The 11,875-nt window shown below is 71.8% G+C and carries 9 protein-coding genes; 6 read left to right on the top strand and 3 right to left on the bottom strand.

Going from position 1 to position 11,875, the window contains the following annotated elements; genetic code table 11:
• Positions 1-30: 30 nt before the first annotated feature.
• Both P3T27_RS31015 and P3T27_RS31010 read right to left on the bottom strand, forming a co-directional pair.
• Positions 31-1,077, bottom strand: coding sequence for a hydrogenase expression protein HypE (locus P3T27_RS31015; RefSeq protein ID WP_280684490.1), 1,047 nt, complete (start codon positions 1,075-1,077; stop codon positions 31-33).
• 292 nt (positions 1,078-1,369) lie between these two features.
• Positions 1,370-2,383 (bottom strand): LacI family DNA-binding transcriptional regulator, encoded by a 1,014-nt coding sequence (locus P3T27_RS31010; RefSeq protein ID WP_280684488.1) that lies wholly within the window; start codon positions 2,381-2,383, stop codon positions 1,370-1,372.
• A gap of 281 nt (positions 2,384-2,664) precedes the next feature.
• Here P3T27_RS31010 and P3T27_RS31005 point away from each other — a divergent pair, with 281 nt between their 5' ends.
• From P3T27_RS31005 to P3T27_RS30985, 5 genes are all read left to right on the top strand, one after another.
• A complete protein-coding gene (locus P3T27_RS31005) occupies positions 2,665-3,963 on the top strand; it encodes an extracellular solute-binding protein (protein ID WP_280684486.1) in 1,299 nt (432 codons plus the stop codon).
• 4 nt (positions 3,964-3,967) lie between these two features.
• Entirely contained in the window at positions 3,968-4,924 is a 957-nt protein-coding gene (locus P3T27_RS31000; protein ID WP_280684484.1) for a sugar ABC transporter permease, read from the top strand.
• 24 nt (positions 4,925-4,948) lie between these two features.
• Positions 4,949-5,794, top strand: a complete 846-nt coding sequence (locus tag P3T27_RS30995) for a carbohydrate ABC transporter permease (RefSeq protein WP_280684482.1) — start codon at positions 4,949-4,951, stop codon at positions 5,792-5,794.
• On the top strand, positions 5,791-7,740 hold the full coding sequence (locus P3T27_RS30990) for a DUF5107 domain-containing protein (protein WP_280684480.1): 1,950 nt from the start codon (positions 5,791-5,793) through the stop codon (positions 7,738-7,740). The genes P3T27_RS30995 and P3T27_RS30990 overlap by 4 nt, the downstream gene beginning before the upstream one ends.
• A gap of 123 nt (positions 7,741-7,863) precedes the next feature.
• Positions 7,864-10,092, top strand: a complete 2,229-nt coding sequence (locus P3T27_RS30985; RefSeq protein ID WP_280684478.1) for an RICIN domain-containing protein — start codon at positions 7,864-7,866, stop codon at positions 10,090-10,092.
• 70 nt (positions 10,093-10,162) lie between these two features.
• Here P3T27_RS30985 and P3T27_RS30980 read toward each other — a convergent pair whose 3' ends face one another.
• Positions 10,163-10,654, bottom strand: a complete 492-nt coding sequence (locus tag P3T27_RS30980; RefSeq protein ID WP_280684476.1) for an amidohydrolase family protein — start codon at positions 10,652-10,654, stop codon at positions 10,163-10,165.
• 214 nt (positions 10,655-10,868) lie between these two features.
• On the opposite strand from P3T27_RS30980, the gene P3T27_RS30975 reads away from it, so the two are divergent.
• A complete protein-coding gene (locus P3T27_RS30975) occupies positions 10,869-11,849 on the top strand; it encodes an aldo/keto reductase (protein WP_280684475.1) in 981 nt (326 codons plus the stop codon).
• Positions 11,850-11,875 lie beyond the last annotated feature (26 nt).

Raw genomic sequence — 11,875 nt, 5'->3', positions numbered from 1 at the left:
CGCACGCCCGCAGGCGTGCGGCCCCGGGCGTCACCAGGGCGGGCGGTAGCCCGTGGTCAGGCGGCCGCCCTTGTGGCGCCACTTCGGTTCCTTGTCGACGGTCTTCTGGGTGATCGCGCGCAGTCGGCGGATCAGCGCCCCGTACGCGGAACTGGCGTCGGTGGAGACCCGCGCGCCGGGCGGCGGGTCCATGAACGGCATGAACTTGTCCGGGAAGCCCGGCATGGTGCAGGCGATGCAGATGCCGCCCACGTTCGGGCAGCCGCCGATGCCGTTGGTCCAGCCGCGCTTGGCGACGTTGCACTTGACGACCGGACCCCAGCAACCGAGCCGCACCAGGCACTCGGGGGTGCCGTACTCCGTGGCGAACTGGCCCTGCTCGTAGTAGCCGCCGCGGTCGCAGCCCTCGTGCACGGTGGCGCCGAACAGCCAGGCCGGCCGCAGCTTGTCGTCGAGCGGGATCATCGGGGCGGAGCCGGCCAGCTGGTACAGCAGGTAGGTGAGCGTCTCGGCGAAGTTGTCGGGCTGGATCGGGCAGCCCGGCACGCAGACGATCGGCAGCCCGGCCTTGGACTTCCAGTCCCAGCCGAGGTAGTCCGGCACGCCCATCGCACCGGTCGGGTTGCCGGCCATCGCGTGGATGCCGCCGTACGTGGCGCAGGTGCCGATCGCCACCACGGCGGTGGCCTTGGCGGCGAGCCGGTCCAGCCACTCACTGGTGGTGATGGGCTGGCCGGTCGCGGGATCGTCGCCGAACCCGCACCAGTAACCCTCCTTCTTGATCTTCTCGTTGGGGATGGACCCCTCGACGACCAGGACGAACGGGTCGAGCTCGCCGCGATCGGCCTTGAAGAACCACTCGACGAAGTTGTCCGCGCCCTGGACCGGGCCGCACTCGAAGTCGATCAGCGGCCAGTGCACCGCGACCCGGGGCAGGCCGGGCAGCGCACCGGTGACGATCTCCTCGATGCTCGGCTGCATGGCGGCGGTCAGCGAGACGGAGTCGCCGTCACAGCTGAGACCGGCGTTGATCCAGAGAATGTGCACCACGTCGGTGTCGGTTGTTGCAGCACCCATGAGGATGCCTCCTCGGGGATGGGAGCCGGACGAAATGGCTCAACCACAGTCATAGCAACGGTTCGGACCGAACGCCGGTCAGGGAAGCCGAAGGGGTTGCCCGAGGGGCGCAAGCCGACGGGGCCGTTCGGGTCACCGGGCTGCGCGGAGCCCGGCGGGCACGGGGCACTTTCGGACCGGAACGATCCGCGACGCGGGGCAGGGCGATTCGAGGGAGAAGGACCGGCGGCGCATCACCGAGGGCGGGTTCCGGAACCGACCCACCGGGCGCCACCGCCGGGGCCGGTACGGATCAGGCCGAGTCGCCCCGGACCGGACCGCTGCTCTCCCGGACGATCAGCGTGGGCCGCAACAGGTGCAGGGCGTTGGTGGACGCGCCGCCGCTCTTGACGGCCCGCAGCAGCAGTTCGATCGCCTGCTGCGCCATCTCGCGCTTGGGAATCGCCACCGTGGTGAGCGGCGGACGCGAACGCCGGACCTCCTCGATGTCGTCGTGTCCGACGACCGACAGGTCCTCCGGGACGGAACGCCCGGCCGCGGTCGCCGCGTCCAGCGCGCCCAGGGCCAGGACGTCCTGGGTGGCGAAGATCGCGGTCAGGCCGGGGTCGGCGGCGAGCGCGGCGCCGGCGGCGGCGAACCCTCCGGCGGCGGACGACTCGGGGGTGCTGAAGACCGCGCTGTCGGGGATCGTCAGGCCGTCGGCGGCGAAGGCGCGCCGGAACCCGGCCACCCGGCCGGCGTGCGAGGGGAGGCTGGCCAGCACGGCGACGCGCTCGTGCCCGAGGTCCCGCAGGTGTCGGCCGGCGAGGTAGCCGGCGCGCTCGTAGTCGATGGTGACGACCGGGTGGGTGTCCGGCGCCTCCGTCTCCCAGGCGCACAGCACCACGGGGAAGCGGGCGTCGGCCAGCAGCGGCAGGTGGTCGATCAGGTCGCGGTCGCCGGCGATCAGCAGCGCGTCCACCAGGCGGCTGGAGAGCCCGGCCAGCTGCCGCCGGGCGCGTTCGCCGTCCAGCCGGGTCGTGCAGAGCAGCAGGTGGTAGCCCGCGCGCTCCAGCAGGTCCTCCACCTCCTGGACGATCTCGGAGTAGAAGGGGCTGGTCACCGTGGGGACGAACAGGCCGACGGTCATCGTGGTGCCGGTGGCCAGCGATCGGGCCACCAGGTTCGGGGTGTAGCCGAGTTCCTCGATCGCCGCCCGCACCCGGGCCTCGGTCGCCGGCCGCACCGGGATCCGGCCGGTGACGACGTTGGAGACCGTCTGCTTGGTGACCCCCGCACGCTCGGCCACGTCCTGCATCGTCACCATGAGCGTCCACTCCCGAAATGCTTTACCGGTCCAAGAAATGCCCGGCAAATCTACCGCCGCCGGCGTGGGCGGTCAATCCTCCCCGCATCCTGCGACAGTGCCGACCTGTGAAGATCCACAGGTCGGCGACGTCACGACTTCGCATCGGTCGACAACTCTCGCGACAGGGTCTTGTTTTACCGGTCAAGTGAACCCTACTGTTCCCACCCAGCGCGCTGCTGTGCAGAGCAGAACCCGTCGACGCACGGCGGATGCGGGCGTCCCGTTGAGAGGAACAGCGCATGAACAGCAAGACGAAGACCGCCAGACGCGTCGTCGGCGTGGCGACGGCCGTGGTGCTCGCGGCCGGTGCGAGCGCCTGCGGCAGCGGCGGGGCGGGCGGCGGCGCCAAGGCGGGCGGCTTCACCTACTGGTCGATGTGGCGGGCGGGCGAACCGCAGGCGAAGGTGATCCAGGCCGCGATCGACCGGTTCCAGAGCGACACCGGCATCAAGGTCGACGTCACCTGGGCCGGTCGCGACGTGACCAAGAAGATCGGCCCCGCGATAGCCGCCCGCCAGGCCCCGGACCTGTGGGACCAGGGCGCCGACGCCGTCTACGCCGCGACCGCCCAGGCCGGCCAGGCCCTGGACCTGTCCGACGTGCTCGGCATGGAGGTGCCCGGCGAGGGCAAGAAGGTCGCCGACGTCATCCCGGCCAAGTACCTGGACGCCCTGCCGAAGGACCCGAACGGCAAGAACCACTACATCATCCCGTACGAGGTCTCCTCGGCCGGCCTGTTCTACAACGCCGCCGACCCCGACCTCGCCGCCGCCATGCCCACCGCGCCGGCCACCTGGGCCGACTTCCTCAAGGTCTGCGACGCCCTCAAGGCCAAGGGCCGGGCCTGCCTGGCCTCGGACGGCGAGCTCGCCTGGGAGAACGGCCTGACCCTGGACTACCTGCTGGCCGCGGGCGGCGTCGACTTCAGCGCCCTGAGCTCCGACAAGTCCGGGGCGAGCTGGGACAACCCGGCGGTGCTCACCGCGGTGCAGCAGGTCGAGCAGCTGGTCAAGGGCGGCTACCTGCTCGGCGGCTACGACGCCACCAAGTTCCCGGCGCAGGAGACCAACTGGTCGGCCGGCAAGGCCGCCTTCTACAGCGACGGCAGCTGGGTCACCGACGAGGTCGCCAAGCAGGTCCCGGCCGACTGGAAGATGGGCGCGATGCTGCCGCCCGGCGCCACCAACGCCGACTCGATGCTCTTCGGCTTCTCGATGCCCAGGACCGCCAAGAACGTCGCCCCCGCGCAGAAGTTCATCGCCTACTTCCAGCAGCAGAAGGTGCTCGGCGGGATCTCCACGGAGGCCGGCAACATCACCCCGCGCTCGGACATCCCGGCCCCCGCGGTGCTGGCCGACGTGCAGAAGGCACTGAACTCCGCGCCGGTGCGACTCACGTACGGCGGCGTCGCGGGCAGCTACCCGACCAAGGTCTTCAACCAGAACTTCCTCGACCTGTGGCACGGCAAGACCAGCGCCGAGCAGTTCGTCTCGACGATGAAATCCGACCAGGTCTCCTTCTGGAAGTCGCAGGACTGATCCCATGGCCACCGCACTCCAGGACCGCACCGCGGTCCGGCGCGAAGGGCGGCCGCCGGCCGGCTCCGGCGCCGCGCCCCTGGAACGCCAACACCGGCGCATCTTCTGGCCGTTCGCCGGCCCCGCACTGCTCGTCTACGCGGTCCTGTTCCTGGCCCCGATCGGCTACGCCGCCTGGACCAGCCTGTACAAGTGGGACGGCATGGGCGCCAAGCAGTGGCGCGGCCTGCACAACTACCAGGTCCTGTTCGGGGATCCGGCGTTCCGCACCTCGCTGCTCAACACCCTGGAGATCCTCGTCGTCGGCGGCGCCATCACCTTCGCGATCAGCCTGGCGCTGACCCTGGTGCTGCGCGAGATGCGGGCCCGGCTGTTCGCCCGGTCGGTGCTCTTCTTCCCGTGCCTGGTCAACGCGATGGTGTTCGGCATCGCGGCCGGCTTCCTGTTCTCCCCCGACGGCCCGGTGAACACCGTGCTGCACTGGCTGGGCGTGGCGGCGCCGCCCAAGTGGCTGGCGACCGACAACCTCTTCCCGATGATCGTCGCCACGCTGGTCTGGACGGCCACCGGCTACTACACGGCCATCATCATGGCGGCCGTCGACCAGATCCCCGAATACCTCTACGAGGCCGCCGAGTTGGACGGCGCGAGCGCCTTCCAGCGGTTCCGGCACGTCACCCTGCCCCTGGCCTGGGACGTGATCTCGGTCTGCGCCGTGCTCTGGACGGTCAGCTCGGTGAAGATCTTCGAACTGATCCTGATGTACGGCGGCAGCAGCTCGAACCAGCCGCCGGTCAGCACCTGGAACACCGCGATGTACGTCTACACCGAGGCGTTCCCGCAGACCTCGGCCCCGCAACTGGGCATGGCCACGGCCGCCGCCCTGGTCAGCCTCGTGATGGTCGGGGTGATCACGCTGGCGCTCCGCCGACTGATGCGCCGCACCGCCGTCGAGTACTGACCCCACCCGAGAAAGGCACCTCCCGTGCGTACCAAGCACCGAGCCGCGGGACCGGCGATGCGGATCGCCAGGGCCGTCGTCTGGGTCGTCGTCGCCGCCGACCTGCTGCTCATCCTGTGGGTCTTCCTGACCTCGCTGCGCGGCAGCAGCGACATCTTCGCCCACCCCTTCGGCCTGCCGACCGACCCGCAGCCCGGCAACTACGGACGGGCGCTGAACGAGGGCGGGTTCGGCCGGGCGGCGCTCAACAGCGTGCTCGTCGCGACCGTCTCCTCGGTGGCGGCCGTCGCCCTGGCCGCACCCGCCGCCTACGTGCTGGCCCGCCGCCGCACCCGCACCTCGTCCGCACTGACCATGACCTTCGCGATGGGCCTCGGGGTCCCCGGACAGGTCCTGGTCGTCCCGCTCTTCATCGGCCTGGCGCAGGTCGACCTGACGGACAGTCTGTTCGGTCTGATCCTGGTCTACGTCGGCCTGGCGATGCCGTTCACCGTCTACCTGCTGACCGGCTTCTTCAGCGGCGTGCCCGCCGTCCTGGAGGAGGCCGCCACCCTCGACGGGGCCGGGCCGCTGCGCACCTTCCTGCAGGTGATCGTCCCGGTCGCCCGCGGCGGCCTGATCACCGCCTTCCTGCTCCAGGTGATCGGCGCCTGGAACGAGACGCTCTTCGCCCTGGTGCTCAACCACAGCGAGAACAAGATCACCCTGCCGGTGTCCCTGGCCGACTTCGTGGCCACCGAACAACTCAACGGAATGGACTGGGGGACCATGTTCGCCGGTGTCTGCCTCATCCTCGCACCGATGCTCGCCCTCTTCTCCTGGCTGGGCACCCGGATCATCCAGGGCATGACGGTGGGGATCGGCAAATGAGCTCATCACCCCTGAACCCGTCACCCCTGAACCCGTCAGCCCTGGAACCGTCGGCCCCGCCCTCGACGCTGCGCACCGGCGTCCTGCGCGTCGAGGGCGCGGCCGAGCCGGTCGCCGGCCTGCTGCCGATCCTGCACGGCCTGCCCGCCCGCGTCGCCGAGGACGCCGAGGCCGCCGATCCCGAGATGCGCCGGGGGCTGGGCTACGGCCGCCCGCACACGCTGCTCCCGTACACCGCTCAGGACGGCTACGACCGCTCCCGCACCACCCGCGAACTGCCCACCGTGGTCCTGGAGAACGAGGAGCTCACCGCCACCTTCCTGCCCGGCTACGGCGGCCGGCTCTGGTCGCTGGTGCACCGTCCCTCGGGCCGCGAACTGCTGCACCGCAACCCGGTCCTGCAACCGGCCAACCTCGCCCTGCGGGACGCCTGGGTGGCCGGCGGCGTGGAGTGGAACCTCGGCACCACCGGGCACTGGCCGCTGACCTGCGAGCCGCTGCACGCCGTACGGGTCACCGCCGCGGACGGCACGCCCGTGCTGCGGATGTACGAGTTCGAACGCCTGCGGCAGCTGGTGCTGCAGATCGACGCCTGGCTGCCGGCCCGCTCCCCGGTCCTGTACGTCAACGTCTCCGTCCACAACCCCACCGAAGCCGAGGTCCCGGTCTACTGGTGGTCCAACATCGCCGTGCCCGAGACGGAGCGGACCCGGGTGGTGGGCCCCGCCGACCGCGCCTTCCACTTCGACTACACCGCCGATCTGCGACAGGTCGCCTTCCCCGACCACGAGGGCGCCGACCGCAGCTATCCCGGCCGACTGCCCCGCGCGGCGGACTACTTCCTGGACATCCCGGACGGCGAACGCCGGTGGATCACCGCGCTGGACGAGACCGGGGCCGGCCTGGTCCAGGCGTCCACCGACCGGCTGCGCGGCCGCAAGCTGTTCCACTGGGGCACCGGCACCGGCGGCCGGCACTGGCAGGAGTGGCTCTCCGGGCCCGACTCGGCCTACCTGGAGATCCAGGCCGGGCTGGCCAGGACCCAGCTGGAGCACCTGCCGATGCCGGCCGGCGCGCGCTGGTCCTGGGTCGAGGCCTACGGACTCCTCCAGGCCGATCCCCAAGCGGTGCACGGGAGTTGGGAGCAGGCCCGGGCGGCCGCCCGGGCCTCCCTGGACGCGCTGGTCAGCCCTGAGCAGCTGGCCGCGGCCGCCGGGTGGGCGGCCGGGCTGCCCGCGCCGGACCAGGTGCTGGCACGCGGCTCGGGCTGGGGGGCGCTGGAGGTCGAAGCCGGGCTGCTCGCTCCCACCCCCGCACTGCCCTTCGGCTCCTGCGAGCGCGAACAGGCCCCCTGGCTGGCCCTGGCGCGCACCGGCCGGCTGCCGATCAGCGACCCGCCGGCGGCCCCGGTCCGCGGATCCCACTGGCGCGAGCTGCTGGAGGCGGGCGAACCGGACTGGCACCTGCTCTACCAGCTCGGCCTGCTCCGCCTGGCCGACGGCGAGGACGACGCCGCCCGCGCGGCCTGGAAGCGCTCGATCGGCGAGCTGCCCACGCCGTGGGCCCTGCGTGCCCTGGCCGTTCTGACGCCCGACGCCGAGGAGTCCGCCGACCTGATGGTCGAGGCCCACCGGCTGCGCCCGGACGGCCAGGAGCTCACCGTCGAACTCCTCGACGCGCTGCTCCGGGCAGGCCGTCCCGAGCAGGCCCTGCAGGTCATCGAGCAGTTCCCCCGGACCGTCCGCGAGCACGGCCGGATCAAGCTGGCGGAGGCGAAGGCGGCGCATGCCTCGGGCGACGACGACCGGGTCCGGCGGCTGCTGGCCGAGGGCATCCGCGTCGACAACATGCGCGAGGGCGAGGACTCGCTGGACACCCTCTGGCTCGCCGTCCACCCGGGGACCCCGGTGCCGCCCGCCTACGACTTCCGGATGTCGCAGGCCTGACCCCCCTTGACTCCTCCCGCCCTGACCGGAAGGAGGCACGGCGGCCACACCCCCGTGGCCGCCGCGCCGCGGACCGAACGCCGAGTCCGCGACAGCAGTACGCCCCCACCCGAAGGAGTGCCTGTGCCATCCCTTCTGAGAACCCTCGTGGCCACCCTCACGGCCGCGACCACCGCCCTGGCCGGCGGCGCCCTCGCGGCGCCGACCGCGTCGGCGGCCCCCGCCACACCCACCACGGCGACCTACACCATCGGGGTCGGCTCCCCCGTGCCGTACCGGACGCCGACCGACACCCCGGCCGCCCCGTACCTGGACAAGGACGGGACGTTCTACTTCCAGCAGTCCGCCGCGCTGTACGGCGCGAGCGACCCGCGCTACTGGGACTTCTTCACCGGCAAGGACTTCGACACCGCCAAGCGCTCCGCCGCCATCAGCAACGCGGTGAACCCCGCCAACTCCCAGGACGCGAACAACGACACGACCTGGCGCTGCAACAACAGCCCCACCGGCCGGGAGGCGACGGCCGCGCCCGCCGGCTCCGGCTACGCCCAGAAGAACTACTGCGACCTCACCGGGGTCTGGGTCGACCCGGACACCGGCGACTGGTACGGCCTGGTGCACAACGAGTTCACCCCGCAGCCCTTCGGCGACGGCCTGCACTACGACGCGATCGACTACGCCGTCTCCAGCGACCAGGGCCGCACGTGGACCATCAGGAACCACGTCCTCACCTCGCCGTACAGCACCACGCGGGGCGACACCACCGCGTTCCCGAACGAGACGTACTCCTACGGCGACGGCGACCCACGGCTGTTCGCGGACACCGCCTCCGGCTACTTCTACGTCTACTACGGCTCGCGGATCCTCGACAAGAAGGGCAGCTGGACGGCCTTCTACGAGCACGTGGCCCGCGCGCCGATCTCCGCCAAGATGGCGCCCGACTCGTGGCAGAAGTGGTACGACGGCGCCTGGAGCCAGCCCGGCACCGGCGGCCGGGAGAGCAACATCGTGCCGGTCGACTCCTCGAACAGCACCGGCTACACCCCCGTCTCCGCCGAGTACGACCCGGCGAACACCGGCACGGCGAGCCAGCAGATCGCGGCCGGCAAGATGCCCCCGACCTCGCCCCTGTTCGTCATGGACATCACCTACGACGCCCACCTCGGGCTGTACATCGGTGAGCCGCAGGCCGTCAACCAGGACGGTTCGTCACCGCAGCACCTCTATGCGACCGACAACCTCGCCACCCAGAAGTGGTACCCGATCGGTGACACCGGCGGCTACCACACGGCCTCCTGGTACCGGTGGTTCGTCGACAGCGCGAACCGGACGAGCTCCACGATCGTCGGCAGGAACTTCCGCTCCTACTGCGCGTTCGGCTGCTCGGCGGGCGCCTCGGGCGAGTACGTCGACATCACCCTCGACTCCTCCGCACCCGCCCCCGCGCCGGTCGACGTGACCAGGACCTACCGGATCGCCAACGGCTCCGGCCGGGTGCTCGCCCAGACCTCCGGCGGCCCGGCGACCACCTCGCTGCCGGCCGCCACCGGATCGGGCCTGGCCTCGTGGAGCTTCGCCTCCAACGGCGACGGCTCGTACCGAATCCTCAACTCCGCCACCGGCCGGCTGCTGGGCGTCGGCTCCGACAGCACGGCGACCCGCGCCTGGGGCACCGCGCCGACCGTCACCGCGCCGGGGACGAACGGACCCACCGTCGGCCAGCAGTGGTTCGTCATCCCCGGCCGGACCGACACCGGGGCGCCGACCGGAACCGTCCGGCTGGTCAACCGCTACAGCGGCCTGGTGCTCGGCATGACCTCCGGCACCGGCCGGCTCACCGAAACCACGCCCACCCGGTCCTGGACCGACACCACCGGCAATCCCGTGGGCGGCACCCGTGCCGCAGCCGACCAGACCCTGACGCTGACCCCCACCGGCACCGCCTCGCTCGACGGCACCCACACCCTCACCGTCTCGGGCAAGGCCCTCGACGACCCGGCCCACTCCACCGCGCAGGGCACCCAGCTCGTCACCTGGACCCCCAACGGCGGCGCCAACCAGAACTGGGTCTTCACCCGGCAGTCCGACGGCAGTTACCGGATCGCCAACGGTGAGTCGAAGCTCTGCCTCGACGACAGCGGCGGCTCCACGGCGGCCGGCAACCCGATCGTCCAGTGGGCGTGCACCGGGGGCGCCAACCAGCGCTGGCTGGTCTCCCCCGTCGCCGGCGGCTACACGATCACCTCGCAGCAGAGCGGGCTCGCCCTCACCACCGCCTCCACCGCCGACGGCGCCCTGGTGACCCAGCAGCCGGACACCGGCTCCGCCCTGCAGATCTGGTCCATCAGCTGATACACCGTCAGACTCGGTCCCAGCCGCCCCGGTCCGGAAGCGTCGCAACGCTCCTGGGCCGGGGCACCCGCTATTCGGACCGGCCGCTCTCAAGGAACGCCGCCCCGGCGAAGAGGCGGGCGGAGTTGGTGCGGTCGATCGCGGCGCGGGTGGTGTCGTCGAGGGGGTGGGATTCGAGACCGGCGAGGAAGTAGTCGATGTCGTCGGTGGCGAAGGGCCAGTCGCTGCCGTAGTGGATGTTCATCGGGTCGGCGAAGGCGAGCAGGCTGGGGAGACCGGCCGGGCTGGAGGACAGCGCGGTGTCGAAGTGGAAGCGGCGCAGTTCGGCGAGGACCTGGTCGAGGGTGCGGTCGCCCCAGACGTTGGGGGCGTGCGCGACCCGGTGGGAGGCGTACGGGAGGAAGCCGCCGCCGTGGGCGAGGATGACGCGCAGGCCGGGGTGGCGGGTGAGGACGCGGTGGCGGACCAGGTTGACGACGGCCCGGGTGGTGTCGAGCAGGTAGTCGGCGACGTACGCGGGCACGCCCGGGACGGCGGGGCCGGGCAGCTGGGAGGGGTGCACCAGGGCGACCGCCTGATATCCGCCATCGCCGGCTCGGTGGCGGCCGCCGCCTCGTCGGCCGCCGCGGGCATGGCGGCCGCGGCCGCCACCGACACCTCACTCTCGTAGGACGGTTCGCCCGGTGCCCGCGACGTTTCGCGGGCACCGGGGCGGACCAGCCTTCATCCGGCCGCAGGATCCCCCGCGCGGCCAGTTCATCACTGATCGGAGAACCATGACCACCAGGCAGCTCGGCACCAACGGCCCGCGCGTCTCCGCCCTCGGCCTCGGCACGATGGCGATGGCGGGCAGCTACGGCGCAGCGGACGAGCAGGAGTCCGTGGCCACCATCCGCAAGGCCCTCGACTCGGGCATCAACCTGATCGACACCGCCGACTTCTACGGCCCGGGCACCGCCGAGAAGATCACCGGTCAGGCGATCGCCGGCCGCCGCGACGAGGTCGTGCTGGCCAGCAAGTTCGGCATGCGCACCCTGCCGGACGGCCGTCGCGTCGTCGACGGCACCCCGGCGTACGTCAAGGAGGCGGTGGAGCTGTCGCTCTCCCGTCTGGGCACCGACTACCTCGACCTCTACTACCTCGCCCGGATCGACCCGAACGTCCCGGTGGAGGAGACCGTCGGCGCGCTGGCCGAGCTGGTGGCGGCGGGCCGGGTCCGCCACATCGGCCTGTGCGAGGCGGCCTCCTCGACGCTGCGCCGGGCCCACGCGGTGCACCCGATCGCCGCGCTGCAGACCGAGTACTCGCTGTGGGAGCGCCACGTCGAGGACGAGATCCTGCCGACCGCGCGCGAGCTCGGCGTCGCCCTGGCCGCCTACCGGCCGCTGGGCAGCGGTTTCCTCGGCGGCAGCTTCAACTCGCCCGAGGACCTCGACCCGTCCGACTTCCGCCGCCACGACCCGCGGTTCCAGGGTGAGAACTTCACCCGGAACAAGGCGATCGCCGACGCCGTCGCCGTGGTCGCGGAGGAGAAGGGCGCCACCGCCGGCCAGCTCGCGCTGGCGTGGGTGCTGGCCCAGGGCGAGGACGTGGTGCCGCTGTTCGGCGCCCGTCGCCCGTCCCGGATCGAGGAGAACGCCGGCGCGGCCGAGCTGAAGCTCTCCGCTGAGGACCTGAAGCGGATCGCCGACCTCGTCCCGGCGACCGCGGGTGACCGCTACGCCGCGCCGCTGCTGGCCACCATCGACAAGGGCTGACCGAAAGCCGGTCCGTCGCGGCCGCC

This window comes from Kitasatospora sp. MAA19, assembly GCF_029894125.1.
Lineage (GTDB): Bacteria > Actinomycetota > Actinomycetes > Streptomycetales > Streptomycetaceae > Kitasatospora.
Note: the sequence above shows the minus strand (reverse complement) of the source record. Positions and strands in the feature narration are given on the sequence as shown.

Coding starts and splice junctions, on each gene's coding strand:
- P3T27_RS31015 (WP_280684490.1), bottom strand. CDS start 1,077: ATGGGTGCTGCAACAACCGACACCGACGTGGTGCACATTCTCTGGATC.
- P3T27_RS31010 (WP_280684488.1), bottom strand. CDS start 2,383: ATGGTGACGATGCAGGACGTGGCCGAGCGTGCGGGGGTCACCAAGCAG.
- P3T27_RS31000 (WP_280684484.1), top strand. CDS start 3,968: ATGGCCACCGCACTCCAGGACCGCACCGCGGTCCGGCGCGAAGGGCGG.
- P3T27_RS30975 (WP_280684475.1), top strand. CDS start 10,869: ATGACCACCAGGCAGCTCGGCACCAACGGCCCGCGCGTCTCCGCCCTC.
- P3T27_RS30990 (WP_280684480.1), top strand. CDS start 5,791: ATGAGCTCATCACCCCTGAACCCGTCACCCCTGAACCCGTCAGCCCTG.
- P3T27_RS31005 (WP_280684486.1), top strand. CDS start 2,665: ATGAACAGCAAGACGAAGACCGCCAGACGCGTCGTCGGCGTGGCGACG.